The following is a 22,318-nucleotide window of genomic DNA, read 5'->3' as shown; positions in this document are numbered from 1 at the left end:
CGCTCGATTTCAAACGGATACTAGAGTACCACCGGTCGCAATGAGGCCGAATAGCGGTCTCAAACCGCACCGAATCGGCAGCCGTCGGATTGGGGTGGACAGTTAGTTCAGATACGTATAAATGCTAGAGCTGAATCAGGCACGAACACCCCTGTTTCAACTAATTTGGGCTCCTCGAGACCATGTAAACGTCCCGTTCTCCCTCCCAAACACCCATTCAAGCCCCATCCCAATCAATAATTGCTCAAAACGCATCCCAAGCTGCCCCAGATTTATACGTATCTGAACTAACTGTCCAGACCATTCCGAACCAGGCCCCTTGTCAGCCCCAAGTGATCCGTTTTCCTCCGTCCCCAAGGGATCAGTACGAAAAGAGGGGCTGCCCCGTGTTGGCGGGACAGCCCCTCTGGCTTCGGTATGTGCGAAACGGCTCGTTAGTAGCCCTGGCCGTGGCCTTGCCCCTGGCCTTGCTGGCCGAGCAGCTCCTCCAGGTACTGGCGCAGCTGCTCGTCGGTAATACCGCCGTTGCCGGTATCGGTCGCGCTGTCGTCCTGCTGCTGGTTCTGCAGCTCCTCGTCGGAGCCCAGCTCGACAGTGACCTTCTTCTCTTCCTTGCCGCGCATGAGCGTGATTTCGACCTTCTCGCCCACCTCGTGGCTGCGCAGTGCGATGATCAGGCCATCGGCGCTCGTGATCTCGTCGTCGCCCAGCTTGGTGATGACATCGCCCTCCTGAATGCCGGCCTTGGCAGCAGGACCATCCTCAACGACGCTCGCCACATACGCGCCGCTATCGGTGCTCAGCTTGTTGGTGCGGGCGTTGAGCGCGTTGACGCTCGAAAGCGTAGCGCCCATGTACGGATGCACCGGCGTCTTGCCGTCGATAATCTGGTCGGCAATGTTCTTGGCATAGTTGACCGGAATGGCAAAGCCCACGCCCGAGCTGGAGCCCGAGTAGCTCTCGATGAGCGAGTTGATACCCACAAGCTCGCCGTTATCGTTAACGAGCGCGCCGCCGGAGTTGCCCGGGTTGATGGCGGCATCGGTCTGGATCATGTTGGCATAGATGGTGTTACCGTTGGCAGAGCTCATGGCCGTGGAGCGATAGAGCGCCGAGACGATACCCGTGGAGACAGACTGCTCGTTGCCGAACGGCGAGCCAATCGCCATGACCCACTCGCCCACGTTGAGCTTGGAGGAATCACCGATCTCAATCGGCGTGAGCTTGGAGGCGTCTGCGTCCTTGAGCTTGATGACGGCCAGGTCGCTCGAAGCGTCGTTGCCCACGAACTCGGCCTCGTAGGTGGTGCCGTCATCCATGGTCACCACGTACTGGTCATAGCCATCGACCACGTGGTTGTTAGTGAGGATGTGGCCCTCGGTATCGAGCACCACGCCCGAGCCGACGCTGCCCGAGCTGTCCGACTCGTCGGCAGACTGCGAAAGCGAGCCATTCTGGCTGCCGCTCGAAGTGGCGGTAATGGAAACCACGGAGGGCAACGCCTTGGCAGAAACGGCCTCGGCCAGCGTGGTGTCCTCGGAATCAATCGTAATCTTTTGCGTCGATGAACCCGAAGCACCCGCCGTCACGGCATTCTTTCCGCCGCCAATGTTGAGCGTGCCACTCATAATGAGCGCAATGACCAGCAGGGCGCCGCAGGCACAGCCGGCGAGTGCCGTAATAAAGATCGGCAGCTTTTTGGTCTTAGTCTTGACCACTGTGTGCTTGTTTACAACCTGCTGGCTGCCCAGCGGCTTTCCGGTCTGCGTGTCGTAGGCCTGCACGTAGGGAATGTTGCTGTCGGCAGGCGTCGACTCTACCTGCACACGCGGCTGCTGTTGGGTCTCGCCGGCGTTGCCCGCATCCTGGGGACGCTGGGAATCGTTCTCGCTCATAGCTGCGATCCTTTCGTCAAATAACCAAAGGCCCGCCAAACATGTGGCGGGCCATCATTGTTCACGTTGAGTTGTACCCCAAGCTGGGCAGTCCCGAGCACTAGATGCCAAGATTTCAGCTTTGCTTAAGTAATGACATGCTTATAGGCCAATTCGTTTTATGCCGTCATGTCTATTCGATATAACAGTCGATAGCAAAGCTATATGTTGAATCGTTAATGAAGTCCGTAATCGTCGCGCCCATGCCTGATCCGCACGTCCACTTATCTTTCTCCGCGTCGTATGGCGTTGGCTCCCACCCCGTTTCATATGATGCTTCGCTTTCCGTGAAGTTATTCATCACGTATTTATCCTTCTGCATGAGCGCGTACCAAGCGTTTGCATACATCACAAGCGGATCGATTTGGACTATCGAGTACTTTCCGGAACGAATCTCAATTTCTGTTTTATCGTTATAATAAGCGACTGTGAGCTCAATCTTGGCAAGCAGCGGCAACGTTTCGTCTGATTCCCTCTGGATTGTTATGACATCACCGGCCATAGCGTCGGCAGACACAGTTTTGCTCTCTGGCGTGAAAATAGTCTCTCTGCTTCTTGTTCGCGTTTTTTCATTGCCATTTTCATCTCTGACCACCGTGTCGACCACGAGCGTCAATCGCTTCTGAGCGTCCGGCAACTCCACGGCTTCTGCCATCCCGGCTCGCATCAAAATAGGAGCCCCCGCCATCAGACCTAAGAACTGCTTTCTATCAATCATTCTTCATTCCCCTTGTCTACTTGATTTGACTTTCTCAGCTGAATGGGGATACAGAACAGTCCCGTCAAGTTCCTTATCTTCCACAAAAACTAGAATCCATTTATCACCTGCTTTCAACCCTGAGACATATCCGGAACTTGACTTACGGCGCATATCGATTCTCTTACGGCAACCACTTGGCATAAGCGCCTCAAATTGCCCGTTATGAACATCCGATAGAGCGCGCACCTCGACTGCAACAACCGTGTCGTTTTCTCCCCCATTAGTCGCCCTTAACAGAAAGAAGCTCGCTGCGGTGAGCAAAGCAAAGGAAAGCACCAATAGGAGCATTGCCCTTCGAATGAACTTGTCGCCGTTCACGAGTACAATCAACCCTTGCAATATGTGCCATCGTGAGACGTGTAAATTGATACGTCATATGGAAGAAACTGTAGCTGGTTTGTCCATCCATTCCAAACAACAAGCAGGTACTTCTTGGCATTCGAGTATGTGTTATGCATTGCCACGTAGCCCACAACTGCCATTGCGTGCCCGCTGCCATTTGACCGGAGCCTTCCAGAGAAAATACTCAGATTCCCCGAGTCGGTATTCACCCTAAAGGAATCCCATGACGGATACCAAACGAATGACGTCTCAAGCTCCTTGCCTCGTCTTGCACAAAACTCCTTTAAGGCCGGAGCGGGTTTATCAGGAGAAGTCTTGCCTTGAGTAAAGTACAGACCAGTCGCTTGATCATATTTCTTTTCTTCTTCTTCCCATGTCCCCGACAGCCTCCAAAGCTCCGAGTATAAATCGGACAATTTAAGGCGGTTCAAAGTCACATAGTGACTGCTAACTGCAAACATTGCCGAAACAGCGCAAGCATAAGTCCCCGTTTCTTTGATAACTTCTGTTTGCGTTGGCGTTATTATTCCCGAAACCGTTTTGCTCGCATCAACAACATATCCCTGTTTATACAAATCCTTGGCAGATACAAAAACGTCATCGAAATGTTCCGGCGATCCGCTGCGATTGCCTCCCGAGGACAATTTATTTGGTACTTTTTTTCCACTTGCGTCTAAAACAATGTTTTTATCTAAGTCGGCAACGCCAACAGTTAGCTCGTCAATCTTTAACGCAACGACGTTATCCGAGGATGCGAGGAGTGCAATTTCTTCGCTTGCACTCTCGATAGGTAAAAGAGCGTTCGGAGCCAAGCAGTATTCGCTGATCCACCAAGATCGCTCTGAATCAAATACGACGTAGCCATAGTTAACGTCATCCCGCTTCGCACGAACGATATACCCGATTGATTCCCCATCGGAATTCACCATTTTTACTGGGTCACAAGCGGTCACCGGCTCATCCGATACATCATCAAAGAAAGCCTGCGCTTGCTCCACAGCTATTTGCGGTGTGACACGGACCAAGTCGTCGTCTCCAAAAACCAACCTTGGAGACATCAGGGCGGCAAGCAACACTATGAATCCGACAATCACCTTTCTCGAATAACGCATTTCTTCCTCCATCCGTGTAGTAGGGAGATACGGTAACTAAATGATATTCTCTAGATAGTGTTATACGTTTGATATTGTTTTTACTGACACACTTTTAATCGGTGAAAGGTCTTCTTTTCGCCCTAAACGAGAAAAGGGTACTGGAGAAATCTCCGGTACCCTCACATTGCCCTCTATTTACTTGCTAGTCCTTAAACAGATAGCCCACGCCGCGGACGGTGGTGATGTGCGCCGCGATCTGCGGGCCCACCTTGGAGCGGATGCGTCGGATATGCACGTCGACGGTGCGCGTACCGCCGCAGTACTCAAAGCCCCACACGCGGTGCAGCAGTACCTCGCGGCTGTAGGCGCGGTTGGGATGCGTCGCCAAAAAACTCAGCAGCGAGTACTCCATCAGCGTCAGGTCAATGGGCTCGCTATCGAGTGTCACCTGGTAGGTGGCCAGGTTGATCTCAAGGTTATCGATGTTGAGCACATCATCGGAGGCGACGGGCTCCTCCTCGCCCATCAGACGCTGTGCACGAGCCTTGAGCTCGTTGGGCGTCGCCGTGGGACATACAAAGTCGGCATGCGCATGATTCGGCAGGCGCAGGGTGCCGAGCGCCTCGTCGTCGACGATCACCAGCATGGGAACACCGCCGCGATCGTCGAGCCACTTGGCAATCTGATCGATGCGGTCGCTGCGGATGCCATCGGAATCGAGGATCAGCAGGTCAAAGTCGTGCGCCGCAGTTGGCGAATCGGGGGTGGCCAGACTCACCTCGACACCCAGGGTGGTCGTCAAGCTGCGGGCAAACTCGTGGAAGCGCGTCGTGCGCGCCATGAACAGGGCACTCTTTTCGGACATATCGGCCTCCAAAGAAATGAGCTCAATCGTACTGGGACAAGCCAGCGCGATTAGGAGTTCGCCAGGTAGTGCTTGATCTCCCATTCGGTGATCGTGGACTCAAACTTATGCCACTCGTCGCGCTTCTTTTTGAGGAAGAAGCTATGGATGTGCTCGCCGAGGGCATCCTTCATAAACTGCGAGTCCTCAAACACGTCGAGCGCCTCTTTGAGCGAGCGCGGCAGCGGCGCGTAACCGGCCTCGAGCATCTGACGGCCGGTGAGCTTGAGCGTCTCGGCCGTTGCCTCGGGCGGGAGCTCCAGCTTGCGCTCGATGCCGTCGAGACCAGCCGCCAGCGTGACGGCGTTGACCAGATACGGGTTAGCCATGGGATCGGGGCTGCGAAGCTCAATGCGTGTGGAAAGCTGCTTGCCGGGCTTGTAGACCGGGATGCGGATCATGCTTGCGCGGTTGCGCAGGCCCCACGTGGCGTACTGCGGCACGGAGTCGCCGCCCGTGGTGATGCGCTTGTACGAATTGACCGTGGGGTTGGTGATGGCGCTAATCTCGCGCGCGTGCGCCAAGATACCGGCCATATAGTGCTTGGCGACGTCGGAGAGATGGTACTTCTCGTCGCCCTCGCCCCAAAAGACGTTGTTGCCGTCATGGTCGAACAGCGACTGATGCAAAAACATGGCGCTGCCGTCCTCGCCCGCCAGCGGCTTGGGCATAAAGGAGGCGTGGCAGCCGCTCTCGTAAGCCTGCTGCTTAATGATGAGCTTGGCCGTGGTAATGGCGTCGGACATGCTCAGGGCCTCGGCGTGGCGCAGGCTCATGCCGTGCTGTGAGCGACCGGCGGCGTGGAAGGTGTACTCCACGGGCACGGACATCTTCTCGAGCGTGAGGACCGTGTTACGACGCAGGTCGCGAGCGGCATCGCTCACCGAAAGATCGAAGTAGCCCACGTTGTCGAGCGGCTCGGGCGTGTGCTCGTCGGGGAAGTAGTAATACTCCAGCTCAGCGCCCACGTTGAGCAGATAGCCAGCCTTCTCGGCCTTGCGGAACATGCGGCGCAGGGCATCGCGCGGGTCGCCGGCAAACGGCTTGCGATCGGGAGTGCACACGTCGCAGAACACGCGGGCGACGCCGTTGTGGCTCGGGCGCCACGGCAGAATCTGGAAGGTCGAGGCATCGGGGAACGCCAGCATATCGGCTTCCTCGGGCGTGGCAAAGCCCTCGATGGCCGAGCCGTCAAAGCCAATGCCCTCCTCAAATGCGACCTCGAGGTCCTCGGGGCTAATAGCAAAGTTTTTGAGGCGGCCGAGAATGTCGACAAACCACAGACGCACAAAGCGGATATCACGCTGCTCTACGGAGCGGAGTACGTAATCGATGTTCTGCTGGTTCATGTCGCTCCCCTTTCTTTCGGGCGGGTTTCGACTGGTCTATATCGCAGATACTATCGCAGAAAAATGTTTCCGCAGGGTTAAAGCGTATCAAGCGCTCAAAAAACGTGTGTGAACAGGCTGGTATGACAAGTGATTATCGCTCGGATTCGGAAACAATTTGCCTACACGCTCGTTCCAGCGCCGGAAACTCCATCGTCACCGCATCCCAAACAACCGATCGGTCGACATTGCCGTAATCATGCGCGAGGTAATTTCTCATGCCGATAATTCCACGCCACTCAATTTCGGGATGAAGCCGCTGCGAGCGTTCCGACAACTTGCCCGCTTCTTCCGTCACCCTAAGCGCGCACATCAAAAGGGAGTCCGCCAACGCCCTCGTCCGCACGTCATTCGCATGCAGAAACTGGTCCTCGGTGATATCAAAAGCCTTGATGCGCTCGTTCGTTTCAGCGATGGCCTCCAAGACCTCTTGGGCGCGGAGGCCGTCTGACTTACGCGCGATCATAAAGGATCACTCCTTCGCGCTCGATTACCGCGGCAAGATCGTCATCAAGATAATCGCTCGAGACAAGGTCCACCTGCCTTCCGGTTTCCTTGCGCACTGCCTCGCCAAACGCCGACAACGCAAAAAGACCAAAGCCCTGCTCGCGATCGACTTCGAGGCGCAAGTCGATATCACTATCTGCACGCGCCTCGCCACGGGCATACGATCCAAATAGGATCACGGTTTTGATGGCGGGAATCGGGCTGGCTGCCTCGCGGACGGCGGACTCAATCTGAGCGGTATCCAAAATGCCCGCTGCGGCGCTTTCGCTCGCAGAGCTTTTACCGAGTGAAGGCACAAACGGCAGCGAGCGCTCGCGCAACATCTGCCTCATGAACATATTGACCGCAACGGACGAAGTCATGCCGAGTTCTTCGCACAGCTCGGCAAATGAATCTTTAATTGACGAGTCCACTCGAACACTCAGCACAGACGCAGCCATGGATACCTCCTGTATGACATTGTCTATATAATATCACACAGACTAGCGCGAGGTCGAAGCGCGGTGTTCGATGTGACCGGGGATCTCGATGCGCTTGGGGGCGAGCTTTGCGGCGTCGCCCACCGTAGTGGTAACGACGTCGATGCGCTCGGACAGACGCTCGATTACGCGCTCGGCGATGGTGTGGGTGTCTTGCGCGGCCGTGGTCACACCGCCAAAGAGCACGTGGTTCCAGGGGTAATCGTCAAACGTTGCGATCTTAAGGCCCGCCGGCAGCGAGGGACCCAGCTGCGCCAGTGCCTCGGTCAGGCGCAGGAAGACCAGGCCGTTGACGGCAATGAGGCCGAGCTTTTTACCCGCATAGCCGCGGATGGTCTCGTCCAGGCGACTGACACCCTCGGCACCACCGTCCGCCAAGGTGACGACCTCGCCGGCCAGGCCGCGGCGCGAGAGCTCGTCGGCAAACGCCTCAGCGCGCTCACGACGCACGGGGCTGTCATCGCTTGCCTCGGTAAGCAGGCACAGACGCTCGCTGCCCGCAGCAGCCAAGGCGTCTACCAGGCCGGCGACCAGCTCACGGTTGTTAGATGTCACCAGATCGATGCCGCCATCGGCAACATCGCGGTCGAGCAGCACAACGGGTAGGCGTCCCGCTGCCGCGGCGATCGCCTCGTCATTGCCTCCGCAGGTGTTGACGACCAGGCCGTCCACGCCGGCATCGATAAGTCTGGTGAGCGACTCCGCTTCCTTGGCGGGGTCGTTGCCGCTAATGGCCGTCATGAGCGAGCAGCCGCGCGCGGCGGCGCTGGCGGAAAGCCCTTCGAGCATGGCGCTGGAGAACGGGTTGGCGATGTCGGCCAAGATTACGCCGATGAGGTTGGCGCGCGAGCTGCGCAGATTGCGTGCGGCGGCACGTGGGCGATAGCCGGTGCGCTCGATAACCGCCGCGATGCGGGCGCGGGTCTCCTCGGTCATCTGCCCGGGGCGGTTATTGAGATAGCGCGAGACCGTGGCCGGGCTCACGCCCGCCTCGGCGGCAATGTCCTTAATCCTCATCTGCGCCATAGCGCACCCCGTTTCCCAATTGTCAGCAATCTGAGCCATTTTAGGCATTTTTTAAAAATCTCGGTTGCAAAACGCTGTAGGTGAGCAGCATCGTTTTTGTGTCTCGAGCAGATGCGGCGATGGGCTAGATTGACGAGTCTTTCGACAGCTCAAAGTAGTCGGGATGCAAGGCGATAACCGGGCCCTGTTCCTCGGGCATCAGATGCAGGTGCGTCTCTGCCAGGTAGCTCGCCGCGTCGGTATCGCCCTTCTTAATGGCCTCGAGAATTCGGCGATGCTGCCGACGAATCGGCTCCCAATCCAGATCCTGCGACACCATACGCAACCAGTTGTATCGCTCAAAATGTGTGTTGACGCTCTTCATCCAATCCCACAACATGTGGCGGCCGGCAATCTCAAAACACGTCTCATGGAACAGGTTGTCCAGATCGAAAAAGCGACGCGTTTCGCTATGGTCGAGCGACTCGGACTCGGCAAGAATCCGCTCGAGCCGCTGCTTTTGCTCGGGCGTGACGGCAGAGCAGCATTTAATGAGCACGCTTCTCTCGAGTTTCTCGCGCAAGAAACAGGCGTTCTCGGCGCGCTCCATGCTGATTTTTGAGACATAGGTGCCGCTTTTGGGACGCGTTTCCACCAGCTCCTGCTCACGCAAGCGCACAAAAGACTCGCGAATGGGCGTGCGCCCGATTCCCGTCTCCTTTTCCAGACCAATCGCCGAAAGGCGCGTGCCGGGCTTGAGCTCGGCATAGATGATCTTGGAGCGCAATGCGTTGTATGCCTGATCTTGCAGGCTCTGATTATGCTGGTGTTGTTCCATAAAGCCCTCGGATGAAGCTCACGGTTTGTCGAATTTCACCACGTAATACTATCGCATCGACACGCCCCAGCTCCCAATCAGTCTTTTTGGGACGGGGCTCTTTTAGCTACCCTGGCCCGCAGATCGGCCCCCCTTGCCACAAAAGTGGCCCATCTATTACGTTAACACGGATAGCCTCGGCCATACCGAAAACCGTGAAAACAAAACCGCAGGTAGACAGCTTGTCGATTTTCGAAAAAACCGACTATGGTTGACCCCTGCGGCTTAAACGTAGTAGATAGGCCCTTTTCGTGGCGCAGCACTACTGCACCCCAAATTGGCACCCCGAGCCTGTTATAAGTTGCTGTGAAATACGGACGGTTGATAATCAAGGGTTGAAAATCAAGGCGCGCTATACGGCTTGCTATATCTCACTATACTTTGCTGTACGTCGCTGTACTTTGCTATAACTTGACAATAATCGGCCCATTACCATCCGGGATATAACGGACCCCAAGCCAACGCTGGCTTGGGGTCCGTCTTGTACCATGGCTCTTTTGGACTATGAGCGCTCGTATTTCGTGGCCCGCCCGGTTCCCTGCCTTACGATTGCATTCCGTTCAAGCAGAGATTCGAGTGCCGCCAACGTCCGCATGCGGCTCAGCCCCGTCTGTTTTTCAATCTCGCTTCGCGACATAATTCGCCCGCCCGACAAGGCCTTGAGAACCTGGACCTCTTCCTCGGACCCTTCAAAGGCATCGGTAACGGGCAATGTGACGGCCACCATGCCGCCGCGAACATCAAAAATTGGTTGATTGATCGAATCGCGATAGGCACGTCTAATGCGCGCAATTCCCGTACCAAATTTCTCGATGTAATCCAGCTTTAAGAAGGCCTCTGCAACGATGGGGTTTCTGAGCACGGATATCTGCCCATACAGGTATTGTTCCGTCGTCAAACCGGCGGGCAGCGATCCGGGGGAGGTCACAACGACGCGATCATCGTACAGGGCAATTTGAACGTTCGCTCGAACGTCCCACGTCCGATGCACTAAAGCGTTTGCAACAGCTTCGCGGAATGCCTCAAGAGGAATTCGATCGGTTTGGACGCGCTCCATCCCTTCGATACGCTCATAACGGTAGTAGCGTGCAAACATAGCCACCGCCCTGTCCGCCTGCTCAATTGCGGATACATTTGTCGCCGCCTCGCGATCCAAGATCACATCCTCGGTATCGCCAAAACGGACGCAGTCGATGCCTGGAAAATCATTCTTATCCGCTAAAATCGCCGCGGCATTGGTATAGCCATCCTTGCCGAGCAAGCGGAGCGTACGCAAGATATCCGACGTTAGCTCGGAAATGCCGAGGTGTTCAACACACTTATGCTCGAGCGTATGAAAGCTCAAGTCCTGGCGAGCCGACGTGAGCGCGTCGAACGTTACGTTGCTGCCTTCGAGCGTCAGCCTGCCATACTCAAACCGGTCGACCTCCACCGTTGCCGAATCGTTTCGCCTGTAGGCCTTTCCCTTGCTTCGATAGGGTTTGTCCTGTCCCTCATAAACCGTAAGGATTACGGTCCCGTGTTTCTCATCGGGCTCGAGCGTGTAACGGGGAGCGGGGTCCAAGCTGTCATTAATCATGTTCTCGATGCGGAGACACTCTGCGACCGGATCTGCAAGGCCGACAACCACGCCCTCGTCATCAACGCCAAACTCAATCTTGCCCGTCCCATAGTTTGCATAGGCGCTCACCGTTTTAAGAAACGTCGGCGTAACGCTTTCCTTGTATTCGACTGTAGGGCTCTCTCTAACAACCATATGCACAACCCCCTCGTTTCGTACCATTCATAACCGTATTATAAGACGAAAACCGTTTGCGTACTGATTTATATAAGACGCAAACTGTTTTCGTCTTGATTTGCGTACGGAATTAAGACGCATAATTTCGCTTTCGTATGGCTCAATACCGGACGCAGACTGTTTTCGTCTGTCAATACGTCTGAAATCCAAACGAAAAGAGCCCCGAGCTCGTATGAACTCGGGGCTCTTTGTGCCGCACATCTATGAGAGGAAAAATTCGATGCGTACGGGCGCTACCCCATGAAGCCGCCCTGGGATGGCGGCAACCTCGCCGTTACCCGTCTGATGGGTGTGCTCAAGGCATCCGTTCCCCTCTTTATCGACGTAACGGGCAAAAAAGTTCGTCGAGGAGACCATCCGCACGCACCACGGTGTGGCCGACGCCATTGAGACGCGCAACCCCACCGCCGCTCACGATGCGATGTATCTGCACCTGGTCTACAACCGCAATATGATTGCGGAAGGCACACAAACAAAAGGCATTTAAGGCTCGACAATAATCTTTCTTTGATAAAACGCAGGCAGCGAGCGCTTGCGTTTTATCAAATGGTGCAATGGGGTCAGGTTTACATGCATCAACTTAGCGCAAAGTAACCTGGCCCCCACGCAACAAAGGGTTAACTAGAGCTCGCAGGCAACCTTGTAGCCATCGCCGATGGCGTCGCGAATGTTACCGCACTTGTTGGCATCGCCCAGCACGTGGGTGGCAACACCGGCTGCAGCCAGGTCGTCTGCCAGCTTGGTATTGGGACGATAGCCCATGGCAAGCACCAGCGTATCGGCACCGGTGATGGTGTGGACCTCGCCGTCCTTCTCGTAGCTGATAGCATCCTCGGTAATCTCGGTCACCTTGGCCTCAGTCAGCACGTGGACACCCTTGGAGAGCATGCGCGTGATGAGCACCGCGCGGCCGGCACCGCCCTCGTTGGCGGCGAGCGTCTTGGTCATCTCGATGACGGTGACATCGCGATTGGCCGGCGACAGGTCGTTGACCAACGGGGCCAGGTAATCGGCCGTCTCGCAGCCGACGGTGCCGCCGCCCACGATGACGATCTTCTTGCCCGGAAAAGCCTTGCCGCCCAACAGGTCGTCAGCCGTCATAACCTGCTTAAAGCCCTGCATGAAGGCCGGAGCGATGGGCTCGGCGCCATAAGCTAGGACGACCTCGTAGCCGGCGTAGTCACGCTGAATGTCCTCGGCAGTAAGCTCAGTGCCAAATACGCACGTGACGCCGGCCTCGGCCAGGCGACGGTACTGGTACTTGATCACACGAGTGAGCTCCTGCTTTGCCGGCGGAACGGCCGCGATGCGCATCTCGCCGCCCGGTTCGTCCTGCTTATCCACGAGCACCACGTTATGGCCGCGCTTGGCGGCAATGTAGGCCGCCTCCATGCCAGCGGGACCGGCGCCCACGACGAGCACGTTCTTGGCCTCGGCGGCAGGCTCGTAGCCGGCCTCGTCGCGCTCGACGTCCGGGTTGACGGTGCAGGAGATGCGCTTGCCAAACATGATGCCGTTCAGGCAGCGCAGGCAGCCGATGCAGGGACGGATCTCGTCGGCGTTGCCGGCAGCCGCCTTATTGCAGAACTCGGCATCGCACAGATTGGCGCGGCCCATCATGCAGATGTCGGCGGCGCCGTCCTCGATCAGCTCCTCGGCGATCCAGGCCTCGTTGATGCGGCCGACCGTGGCAACGGGAATGTTGACGTGCTTCTTAATCTCGCGCGAGCAGGCGGCATGCGAGGCCTGCTGCGTACCGGCGGCGGGAATTGCGGAGCCACGCTTGATGGTGGTGCCGCCCGACACATGAATCATGTCGACGCCGGCCTTCTCCAGGCGACGCGAGACGTAGATCATGTCGTTGAGGGTCAGGCCGCCATCGGTGTACTCGTCGCCCGAGATACGGACGTCGATAATGAAGTCCTTGCCGCAGCGCTCGCGAATCTCGGCGATGACCTCGAGCAGGAAGCGCATGCGGGCGTCGAGCGAGCCGCCGTACTCGTCGGTACGCTTGTTGTAGAGCGGAGTCAAAAAGCCGCCGAGCATACCGTGGGCGTGCGCCGCATGGACCTCGACGCCATCGACGCCGGCCTTCTGCATACGCACGGCAGCGTCGCCGAACTGATGCGTGAGCTCGTGGATCTCGTCAACCGTGATGGGACGCGGTGCCTCGCGGGCATAGGACGGGCCCACAAAGGACGGGGCGATCAGGCGCGGCGTGCCTGGAATGTTAAAGGCCATGTAGGCGGGGTGGAAGAGCTGCGGCATGATCTTGCAGCCGTACTCGTGGACGGCCGCGGCGAGCTTTTCCCAGCCGGGGATAAACGTGTCGTCGTAGCAGCACATGTCACCCGGCAGATAGGTATAGGTGGGCTCGACCGTCACGACCTCGGTGATGATGAGGCCCACGCCGCCCTTGGCGCGGGCGCGGTAATGATCGACCAAGTCGTCGGTCACATAGCCATGATCGGCCAGGTTGGTTGACACTGGCGGCATAAAGACGCGGTTCTTGACCTCGGTCGTACCGACCTTGATCGGGCTAAAGAGCATTGGATAGGCAGAAGACTCCATGCAGGCTTCCTTTCGTTTGAGCCGCTCGGCGGCAGTTACTAACGTACTTATCGTATCAGTATCCGCCGCATTCGCACTCGCTCGCACTCCCCACCTTCAATCCCGACCCTCACAAAAAAGTTGCGGTGGAATACGGAGTAGATGAGACTTTTGACAGCCAAAACAGTCCGTATTTCACCGCAACCGATGGGCGGGGTGGAATTGAGGGCTCAGATAGTCAGTCATGCCCTCATCCGCCACTCCCTCACTTACAGCGCGCCGTCCAGCATAAGGTTCACCTTGAGCACGTTAACCGTGGGCTCGCCGAACACGCCGAGGAAACGGCCCTTGGTGCACTGGGCGATGATCTCGCGCACCTCGTCTTCGCTCTTGCCCGTGGCCTTGGCAAGGCGCGGGACCTGGTACTCGGCGGCATCCGGAGAGATCTCCGGGTCGAGGCCGGACCCCGAACACGTCACCAGGTCGACGGGCACAGCGTCCATATCGGCATCGGAGTTGGCGGCGCGAATCTTCTTCACGCGCGCATCCACAAGCTGCCGATACTTCTCACTCGCCGGGGACAGGTTGGACGGGGCACCATACGCCATGAGCTCGCCGTCTTCGCCTTCGACAATTGACACGTTCTGGATACGACCCCACATGTGGGCTTCGTCATCGAAGTTCTGGCCGATGAGCTCGGAACCCACAACCTTGCCGTCGACCGTAATAAGCGATCCGTTCGCCTGGTACGGAAACGCAAGCTGCACGACGCCGGTCACCACGAGCGTGTATCCCAGGCCGCAGACGATGGTAAACAGCGCGAACACGCCAAGTGCGCGCGATGCGATACCTTTGAACATACAAACCTCCGTCTACATCATGCCAATGCCGAACAAGGCCAGCAGCATGTCGATAATCTTGATGAATACGAACGGCGCCACGATGCCGCCCAGACCCCACACCAGCAGGTTATGGGTCAACAGCTGGCCGGATGGAACCTCGCGGTACTTGACGCCCTTGAGAGCCGCCGGAATTAGCGCGACGATGACCAGCGCGTTGTAGATGATGGCGGACAGCACGGCCGTCAACGGGTTGGTGAGGCTCAGGATGTTGAGGGCGCCCAGTCCCGAATAGATCGGCGAGAACAGGGCCGGGATGATAGCGAAGTACTTCGCCACGTCGTTGGCCACCGAGAAGGTCGTGAGCGAGCCGCGGGTCATGAGCAGCTGCTTGCCAATACGCACGACCTCGATGAGCTTGGTGGGGCTGGAGTCGAGGTCGACCATGTTGCCGGCCTCCTTGGCAGCCTGGGTGCCCGTGTTCATGGCCACGGCGACGTCGGCCTGGGCCAGAGCGGGCGCGTCGTTGGTGCCGTCGCCGGTCATGGCGACCAGGTGACCCTCACGCTGGAACTCGCGGATCTTCTCGAGTTTGCCTTCAGGGGTGGCCTCGGCCAGGAAGTCGTCAACGCCGGCCTCGGCGGCGATTGCCGCGGCGGTGAGCGGATTGTCGCCCGTCACCATGATGGTCTTGATGCCCATCTTGCGCAGGTCGGCGAACTTCTCCTTAACGCCGGACTTGATGATGTCCTTGAGGTACACAACGCCCAGCACGCGGCAGTTCTTGGTCACGACCAGCGGGGTGCCGCCGGCCTTGGCGATGCGTTCGACGGCCTCTTCGCACTCCTGGGAGAACACGCCGCCGGCTGCCTCCAGATAGGTGCGCACGGAATCGGCAGCGCCCTTGCGGATCTCATTGCCCTCGTAGTTCACGCCGGACATACGCGTTGCCGCGGTGAACGGGATGAACTCCATGCCCTTATCCTCGAGCGTGCGGCCGCGCAGACCGAACTGCTCCTTGGCGAGCACGACGATGGAACGGCCCTCGGGGGTCTCGTCGGCCAGCGAGGAAAGCTGGGCGGCATCGGCCAGCTCCGCGGGATCGACGCCGTCGACCGGGATGAACTCGGCGGCTTGGCGGTTACCCAGGGTGATGGTGCCGGTCTTGTCGAGCATGAGGATGTCGACGTCGCCGGCGGCCTCGATGGCGCGGCCGGACATGGCCAGCACGTTGGCCTCGTTCAGACGGCTCATGCCGGCGATGCCGATGGCGGACAGAAGGGCGCCGATGGTAGTGGGAGCCAGGCACACGAGCAGCGCCACGAGCGTGGTCACGGCCGTGGGGTTGACCATGTCGTTAAGACCGACCGAGAAGCAGGAGTAACAATACAGGGCCAGCGTGACCAGAATAAAGACGATGGAAAGGGCCACCAGGAAGATCTCCAGAGCGATCTCGTTAGGGGTCTTCTTGCGCGCGGCACCCTCGACCATCGCGATCATCTTGTCCAGGAAGCTCTGGCCGGGCTCACTGGAGATCTTGACGATGATCCAGTCGGACAGCACCGTGGTACCGCCGGTAACGGCAGAGCGGTCGCCGCCGGCCTCGCGGACCACGGGGGCGGACTCGCCGGTGATGGCGGACTCGTCAACGGAGGCAGCGCCCTCGATGACGTCGCCGTCGCCGGGAATCTGCTCGCCGGCGCGTACGATCACCAGGTCGCCGCGCGTGAGCTCGGTGCCGGGAACGACGGTGAAGTGCTCCTTGTCCTCAACGGACTCGATGCGATGGGCCTCGACATCCTTCTTGGCCGCACGCAGAGAATCAGCCTGAGCCTTACCGCGGCCCTCGGCAAGCGCCTCGGCGAAGTTCGAGAACAGGTCGGTGAGCCACAGGATGACCGCGATGGCGACCACATAGTAGGTGGGCACACCCGCGTCCCGCACACCGAAGATGGAAGCGACGACCAGGACGGAGGTCATGACGGCTGAAAGCCACACCAGGAACATGACCGGGTTTTGAATCTGGACGCGAGGGTCCAGCTTGGCAAACGAGTCGCGGACCGCGCGGCCCATCATGTCTTTTTGCATAGTCATAAATCTGCGCCCTCCTTTACGCAATCATCTGGAAGAACTCGGCAACGGGGCCAAGCGCCAGGGCCGGGAAGAAGCTCAGGGCACCGATCAGCAGAACGATGAACACGAGCAGGAATACGAACATGCCGTTGGTGGTAGACAGGGTACCGGCGCTCTCGGCGACCTTACCCTTCTTGGCCAGCGAGCCGGCGATAGCCAGCGTACCGATGATGGGCATGAAGCGGGCGAACAGCATCTCGAGGCCGAGCATGACGTTGATCCAGGGAATGTTGCAGTTCATACCTGCAAACGCCGAGCCGTTGTTGCCGCCGCATGAGGTGAAGGCATACAGCACCTCGGAGAAGCCGTGCGCGCCACCATTGTTGAGCTGGTCGGCAAGACCGGGCACCATGCAGGCGATGGCCGAGCACACCAGAATGGCAAACGGAGTTGCCAGGCACAGGACAACTGCCCAGCGCATCTCGCCCGGCTCGATCTTCTTGCCCAGGAACTCGGGCGTGCGGCCGACCATAAGGCCGGCGATGAACACTGTGAGGATGGCGAAGCCGATCATGCCGTACAGGCCGCAGCCCACGCCGCCGAAGACAACCTCGCCCAGAGCCATCTGGAGCATCTGGACAAAACCGCCCAGCGGGGTGTAGGAGTCGTGCATGGAGTTAACCGAGCCGTTGGAAGCGGCGGTGGTGTAAGCCGACCACGTGGAGGAGGTGACGATACCGAAGCGGCTCTCCTTGCCCTCCATGTTGCCGCCGGCTTGGCCGTCGGTCATCTCGATATTGACCGCTCCGCCATCGGCCAGCTGCGGGGTGCCCGCATGCTCGTTGACGGCGATGATGCCGGTGAAGATCACCAGCAGGATGAACATGGCGGCAAAGATGGCCTTGCCCTGCTTGGTGTTCTTGACGCCGATACCGAAGGTGAAGCAGCAGGCAGCCGGGATCAGCAGCAGGCTGGTCATCTCGATGATGTTGGTGAAGGCACTGGGGTTCTCATACGGATGGGCGGAGTTCACGCCGAAGAAGCCGCCGCCGTTGGTTCCGGACTGCTTGATGGCGACCTGAGGAGCCGCAGGACCCTGGGGCAGGAACTGCTCGGTGACCACGCGCGCGCCCTCGACAACCTTGCCGTCGACCTTGACCGTGTCGCCCTCGATCTGGGCGCCGTCGAGGACGCTCCAGCCGCCGTCTGCATTAGGCTGGACGGCGACGGGCTCTACGAGCTCAGCCTTCTGAGCCGGCTGGAAGTTGGAGATGACGCCACCGGCAGCCAGGCAGATGCCGAACACGAGGTTCAGCGGGATGAGCACATACAGGACGGTGCGGGTGAGGTCGACCCAGAAGGAACCCAAGCTCTGCTCCTTGACCTGACGGAAGCCACGAATCAGCGCGAACATGACCGCGATACCGGTGCCAGCGGAAACGAAGTTCTGCACGGTGAGACCCATGAACTGCACAAGGTAGGACAGGGTGGTCTCGCCGGAGTAGGACTGCCAGTTGGTGTTGGTTATGAAGGAAGCAGCCGTATTGAACGACAGGTCCCATGGCACACCCGGCAGGTGCTGGGGATTGCCTGGCAAGAAGGACTGAAGCGCTTGAAGTGCCACAAGGACCACGAGGCCGATCCCCGAAAAGACCAGCACGCTCGCCAGGTAGCGCCTACACCCCATCTGCTCTGCCGCGTCGATGCGAAGCAGACGATAGACGCCACGCTCCACAGGAGCAATCACAGGCGACAGGAACGTATGCTCACCATCCATGATATGGGCCATGAACCGACCGAGCGGAACGGCCAGGACGACGAGCACGGCAAAGTACAAGATGTACTGAATCGCAGCGTCCATAGTTTACGAATCACTCCTCATCAGAATGTAGATGTAATAGATAAGGAGTCCAATGCAGACGACTCCGATGATGGGAATGAGGATGTTCATTTACCGCCCCTTTCACGCGCGGTCCGATGTCTCGGACGTCTGCTCTCGCAAGCGCCTGGGGACAGTAAACGCTTCTAGAGATTAAAGAGGCGTGAGGGCCGGGGCTCACGACCTTAAGATGCCGTAAAGATGCAGGTAGAAAGCACTATTGCGGCTGCAGTGCGCCTATACTCGACCTCGCGAGCATACAGTGGCGTCCTCACCGCGTATGCACGCATGGGCAACGTTTCAGAAAGGCTACGCTATGCAGCGCGACGCATCGGACACTCGCGTCAATCCAGACCTCATCCTCAAGGCAATTGAGAAAGACGAGGCCGCCGATGACGCTCGAACCAGCCGGGGACACCTCAAGATTTTCTTTGGCTACGCTGCTGGTGCAGGCAAAACCTATGCGATGCTTCAAGCCGCCCACGCCGCCAAGCGGCGAGGTGTCGACGTCGTCGCGGGATACATCGAGCCGCACGAACGTCCGGCAACTGCCCATCTTGCACAAGGGCTTGAGAACGTGCCCTGTAAACTCGCTGAGCACAACGGCATTGCGCTCAGCGAGTTCGATCTAGATGCGGCTATCGAACGCGCCCCTCAGCTCATCCTTGTCGACGAGCTCGCCCATACGAATGCGCCGGGGTCTCGCCACGACAAACGTTATCAAGACGTCGAGGAACTTCTACATGCAGGCATCGACGTCTATACGACTGTGAACGTTCAGCATATCGAGAGCCTAAACGACATGGTTGCATCCATCACCGGCGTTGTCGTGAGCGAACGAATCCCCGACCGCATCTTCGATGATGCCGACCAGGTCGAGCTCGTTGACATAGAGCCCGAAGACCTACTTGAGCGCCTTCGCGCCGGCCTCGTCTACCGTCCCGCACAAGCCGAGCGAGCGCAACAGCATTTTTTTACCGTCGAGAACCTCACCGCACTCCGAGAAATCGCGCTGCGCCGCTGCGCCGATCGCACCGGCCACCTCACAGACGCCGCACGCGTGCTGGGAAACCGTGACTACTACACCAGGGAGCGTATCTTAGTCTGTGTCTCCCCGGCGCCGACCAATCCCCGCATCGTCCGTGCCGCCGCACGCATGGCGAAAGCGTTTCGCAGCGAGCTCGTCGCCCTGTTCGTAGAGAGCCCGCGCACGCAAGCCATGAGCGATGATGAGCGCGCCAAGCTTGCAGACAATATCGCCCTAGCCGAGCAGCTCGGAGCACATATGGAAACCGTCTATGGCGACGACGTCGCGTTTCAGATCTCCGAGTTCGCACGCCTGTCGGGTATTTCGAAGATCGTCATGGGGCGCACGGGCGAGCACAGCAGCGTCCGTCAGGCCCTCTTTGGCCGCAAATCTCTCGTAGAACAGCTCATAACATTCGCCCCGAACCTCGACATTTACATCATTCCAGACCAGTCGACTCCGCCCTCCCGACCCAAAGGACGCCGCCATGCGCTCGCCCTGCAGCCGCCCAGCAGCCGAAACGTGCTTCGCACGCTGGCCCTCTCTCTTGTCGCCACAGCGATCGGCACGGCTTTCCGCCATCTGGGATTTGCCGATTCCAGCATCATATCCCTCTATATCCTCACGGCCCTGCTGACCGCCGTCACCACGACGGGGCGTATCTGCACGATCGTATCGAGCGTGCTCTCTGTAGTGCTTTACAACTTCTGCTTCGTAACGCCTCTGTTTTCGCTCGCCAGCTACGACCGAAGCTATCTGGTCACGTTCGGCATCATGTTCGCTACCGCTATGGTCGCCGGCGAGTTAACTGCGCGCATCGCCGACAACGCCCGTACCTCCGCCGAGAACGCATTCAAAACGCGCGTACTCCTCGAAACGAACCAGCTCTTGCAGCAAGCCCATAGCGCGGAGGAGTGTGCCCGCGTCGCCATGAACCAACTCATCAAACTGCTAAAACTCGACGTGGTCTTCTACACCGCCGAACACGGCACGCTCGGCAAGACGCTCTATGAGTCCGCTGGCACCGAAAACCGATCCGCGTCGCTGCTCACCGACTACGAGCGCGCTGTTGCAACCTGGACCTACACCAACAACAAACGCGCGGGCGCAAGCACGCGGACCCTGCCCGAGGCGCGCTGCCTCTACCTCGCGGTTCGCACCGGCGACAAGGTATTCGGTGTCATCGGCATCGACCTGGAGGGGCGCGAGATCGAAGCCTTCGAGCATTCGATCGTCCTATCTATCGTAGGCGAATGCGCCTTGGCGCTCGAAAGCGACCGGGCGGCGCAAGAGCGCGAAGAGGCTGCGGTCTTGGCGAAAAACGAGCAGCTGCGCGCCAACCTTTTGCGCTCCATCGGCCACGATTTGAGGACACCACTCACGGCTATATCCGGATCTGCGGCAATCCTTCGGAAGAGCGACGAGAAGCTCAGCCTCGAACAACGCTGCGATCTTGCCGATGCCATCTACGACGACTCCCTCTGGCTTATCGATACCGTGGAGAACCTCCTCGCCATCACACGCGTCGAGGATGGCACCATTTGCCTCAACTTCACATCCGAGCTCATCGACGAGGTCATCGAGGCCGCCCTCAGCCATGTCGCCCAAGCATCGCATGGACGTACCGTCACCATCGAGCACACTGACGACATCCTGCTGGTACGCATCGACGTCCATCTCATCATGCAGGTGCTTACGAATCTCATCATGAACGCCTTCAAATACACGCCCGAGGACTCGACTGTCACCATCAGCGCACGTCGCGAGGGTGCGTTCGTCGTGGTGGACGTCGCAGACGATGGGCCGGGTGTGGCAGACTGCGACAAGCCTCATATCTTTGAGCGCTTCTTCACCTCACGCAATACGCGGCCCGTGGATTCGCGTCGAAGCATCGGCCTTGGGCTGTCGCTCTGCCGCTCCATCGTGGAGGCGCATGGCGGCGTCATCGAAGCTCGCGACAACCACCCCCATGGGGCCGTCTTCCGTTTTACCCTGCCCGCCGAGGAGATCGAGATTCATGAATAATGCCGCTAAGCCACGCATCCTCCTGGTCGAAGATGACCTGACCGTTCAAAACCTCGTTTCGACCGCGCTTGACCTCCACGGCTATGTCGTGAGCAAGGTTTGCAACGGCCAGGCCGCCATCATGGATGCGGTGTCGCACGGCCCCAGCCTCATCATGCTCGACCTCGGCCTTCCCGACATTGACGGTATCGAGGTCATCACGAAGATCCGAAGCTGGTCGGCAGTCCCCATTATCGTCATTTCGGCGCGCACCGAAGATTCCGACAAGATTGCAGCACTTGACGCAGGGGCAGACGACTACCTCACCAAGCCCTTTTCTGTGGATGAGTTGCTCGCGCGCGTCCGTGCGAATTTGAGGCGCTCCTCGATGGCGTCAAGCGAATCGACAGAAGCGAGCACGTTCGACAACGGTCCGCTGCATATCGACTACGCCGCGGGATACGCGACGAAAGACGGACGCGAGCTCTCGCTCACCCCAACCGAGTACAAATTGCTCGTCCTTCTGGCGAAAAACGTCGACAAGGTGCTCACCCACACCTTCATCACCCGCGAGATATGGGGCACGAGCTGGGACAGCGATCTGGCGAGCCTGCGCGTGTTCATGCGCACCCTGCGCAAGAAGATCGAGGCAGACCCCTCTCACCCCAAGATGATTCAGACGCACATGGGTGTCGGGTACCGCATGCAGCGTCTCTAGCCCACCCCACAAAAAAGTTGCGGTGGAATACGGAGTAGATAAGGCCTTTGACGGCCAAAACAGTCTGTATTTCACCGCAACTGATGGGCGGGATGGAGTTAGAGGCCCAGGTAGTTGGTCATGCCTTCGACGGCGAGATT

Annotated in this window: 17 protein-coding genes; 2 read left to right on the top strand and 15 right to left on the bottom strand. The window is 58.5% G+C overall.

The annotated features are described in order from the left end of the window. Nucleotides 1–434 precede the first annotated feature (434 nt). The 15 genes from DXD56_RS03345 to kdpA all read right to left on the bottom strand — a co-directional run bounded on the left by DXD56_RS03345 (nt 435) and on the right by kdpA (nt 18,411). Nucleotides 435–1,895 carry a S1C family serine protease gene (locus DXD56_RS03345; RefSeq protein WP_117640058.1) on the bottom strand — a complete coding sequence of 487 codons (1,461 nt, stop codon included), beginning with the start codon at nt 1,893–1,895 and terminating at the stop codon, nt 435–437. A 172-nt stretch (nt 1,896–2,067) separates the two neighbouring features. Further along, nucleotides 2,068–2,652 (bottom strand): hypothetical protein, encoded by a 585-nt coding sequence (locus DXD56_RS03340; protein WP_117640056.1) that lies wholly within the window; start codon nt 2,650–2,652, stop codon nt 2,068–2,070. A gap of 3 nt (nt 2,653–2,655) precedes the next feature. Next, nucleotides 2,656–3,012 (bottom strand): hypothetical protein, encoded by a 357-nt coding sequence (locus DXD56_RS03335; RefSeq protein WP_117648531.1) that lies wholly within the window; start codon nt 3,010–3,012, stop codon nt 2,656–2,658. A gap of 8 nt (nt 3,013–3,020) precedes the next feature. Further along, nucleotides 3,021–4,148 (bottom strand): hypothetical protein, encoded by a 1,128-nt coding sequence (locus DXD56_RS03330; RefSeq protein ID WP_117583360.1) that lies wholly within the window; start codon nt 4,146–4,148, stop codon nt 3,021–3,023. Nucleotides 4,149–4,332: 184 nt separating this feature from the next. After that, nucleotides 4,333–4,995 carry a response regulator transcription factor gene (locus DXD56_RS03325; protein ID WP_117583361.1) on the bottom strand — a complete coding sequence of 221 codons (663 nt, stop codon included), beginning with the start codon at nt 4,993–4,995 and terminating at the stop codon, nt 4,333–4,335. Between the two features lie 50 nt (nt 4,996–5,045). Next, on the bottom strand, nt 5,046–6,383 hold the full coding sequence (locus tag DXD56_RS03320; protein WP_117583362.1) for a glutamine synthetase family protein: 1,338 nt from the start codon (nt 6,381–6,383) through the stop codon (nt 5,046–5,048). A gap of 133 nt (nt 6,384–6,516) precedes the next feature. Continuing rightward, nucleotides 6,517–6,888 carry a DUF86 domain-containing protein gene (locus DXD56_RS03315; protein WP_117628961.1) on the bottom strand — a complete coding sequence of 124 codons (372 nt, stop codon included), beginning with the start codon at nt 6,886–6,888 and terminating at the stop codon, nt 6,517–6,519. After that, nucleotides 6,875–7,369 carry a type II toxin-antitoxin system RelB/DinJ family antitoxin gene (locus DXD56_RS03310; RefSeq protein WP_117583364.1) on the bottom strand — a complete coding sequence of 165 codons (495 nt, stop codon included), beginning with the start codon at nt 7,367–7,369 and terminating at the stop codon, nt 6,875–6,877. The genes DXD56_RS03315 and DXD56_RS03310 overlap by 14 nt, the downstream gene beginning before the upstream one ends. Before the next feature lie 42 nt (nt 7,370–7,411). Continuing rightward, the gene (locus tag DXD56_RS03305; protein WP_158549297.1) at nt 7,412–8,434 is read right to left on the bottom strand and encodes a LacI family DNA-binding transcriptional regulator; all 1,023 of its coding nucleotides are present in this window, start codon (nt 8,432–8,434) and stop codon (nt 7,412–7,414) included. A 124-nt stretch (nt 8,435–8,558) separates the two neighbouring features. Further along, the gene (locus DXD56_RS03300) at nt 8,559–9,251 is read right to left on the bottom strand and encodes a GntR family transcriptional regulator (protein ID WP_117583366.1); all 693 of its coding nucleotides are present in this window, start codon (nt 9,249–9,251) and stop codon (nt 8,559–8,561) included. Between the two features lie 541 nt (nt 9,252–9,792). After that, nucleotides 9,793–11,046 (bottom strand): ATP-binding protein, encoded by a 1,254-nt coding sequence (locus tag DXD56_RS03295; RefSeq protein ID WP_117583367.1) that lies wholly within the window; start codon nt 11,044–11,046, stop codon nt 9,793–9,795. A 663-nt stretch (nt 11,047–11,709) separates the two neighbouring features. Continuing rightward, nucleotides 11,710–13,659 (bottom strand): NAD(P)/FAD-dependent oxidoreductase, encoded by a 1,950-nt coding sequence (locus tag DXD56_RS03290; RefSeq protein WP_117583368.1) that lies wholly within the window; start codon nt 13,657–13,659, stop codon nt 11,710–11,712. Nucleotides 13,660–13,907: 248 nt separating this feature from the next. Next, nucleotides 13,908–14,498, bottom strand: a complete 591-nt coding sequence (kdpC, locus tag DXD56_RS03285) for a potassium-transporting ATPase subunit KdpC (protein WP_117583369.1) — start codon at nt 14,496–14,498, stop codon at nt 13,908–13,910. Between the two features lie 12 nt (nt 14,499–14,510). Next, the gene (gene kdpB / locus DXD56_RS03280; RefSeq protein ID WP_117583370.1) at nt 14,511–16,571 is read right to left on the bottom strand and encodes a potassium-transporting ATPase subunit KdpB; all 2,061 of its coding nucleotides are present in this window, start codon (nt 16,569–16,571) and stop codon (nt 14,511–14,513) included. Nucleotides 16,572–16,587: 16 nt separating this feature from the next. Further along, nucleotides 16,588–18,411: a potassium-transporting ATPase subunit KdpA gene (gene kdpA / locus DXD56_RS03275; protein WP_117628962.1), complete on the bottom strand. Its 1,824-nt coding sequence runs from the start codon at nt 18,409–18,411 to the stop codon at nt 16,588–16,590. Between the two features lie 334 nt (nt 18,412–18,745). Between kdpA and DXD56_RS03270 the strand changes: the two genes are divergently transcribed. Both DXD56_RS03270 and DXD56_RS03265 read left to right on the top strand, forming a co-directional pair. After that, complete coding sequence (locus DXD56_RS03270; RefSeq protein WP_117583372.1) at nt 18,746–21,481, top strand: sensor histidine kinase KdpD; 2,736 nt, start codon at nt 18,746–18,748, stop codon at nt 21,479–21,481. Further along, entirely contained in the window at nt 21,474–22,178 is a 705-nt protein-coding gene (locus DXD56_RS03265) for a response regulator (protein WP_117583373.1), read from the top strand. The genes DXD56_RS03270 and DXD56_RS03265 overlap by 8 nt, the downstream gene beginning before the upstream one ends. Nucleotides 22,179–22,318: the final 140 nt, after the last annotated feature.

The sequence above is a fragment of the Collinsella sp. TM06-3 genome, assembly GCF_003436395.1.
Taxonomy (GTDB): Bacteria; Actinomycetota; Coriobacteriia; order Coriobacteriales; family Coriobacteriaceae; genus Collinsella.
Note: the sequence above shows the minus strand (reverse complement) of the source record. Positions and strands in the feature narration are given on the sequence as shown.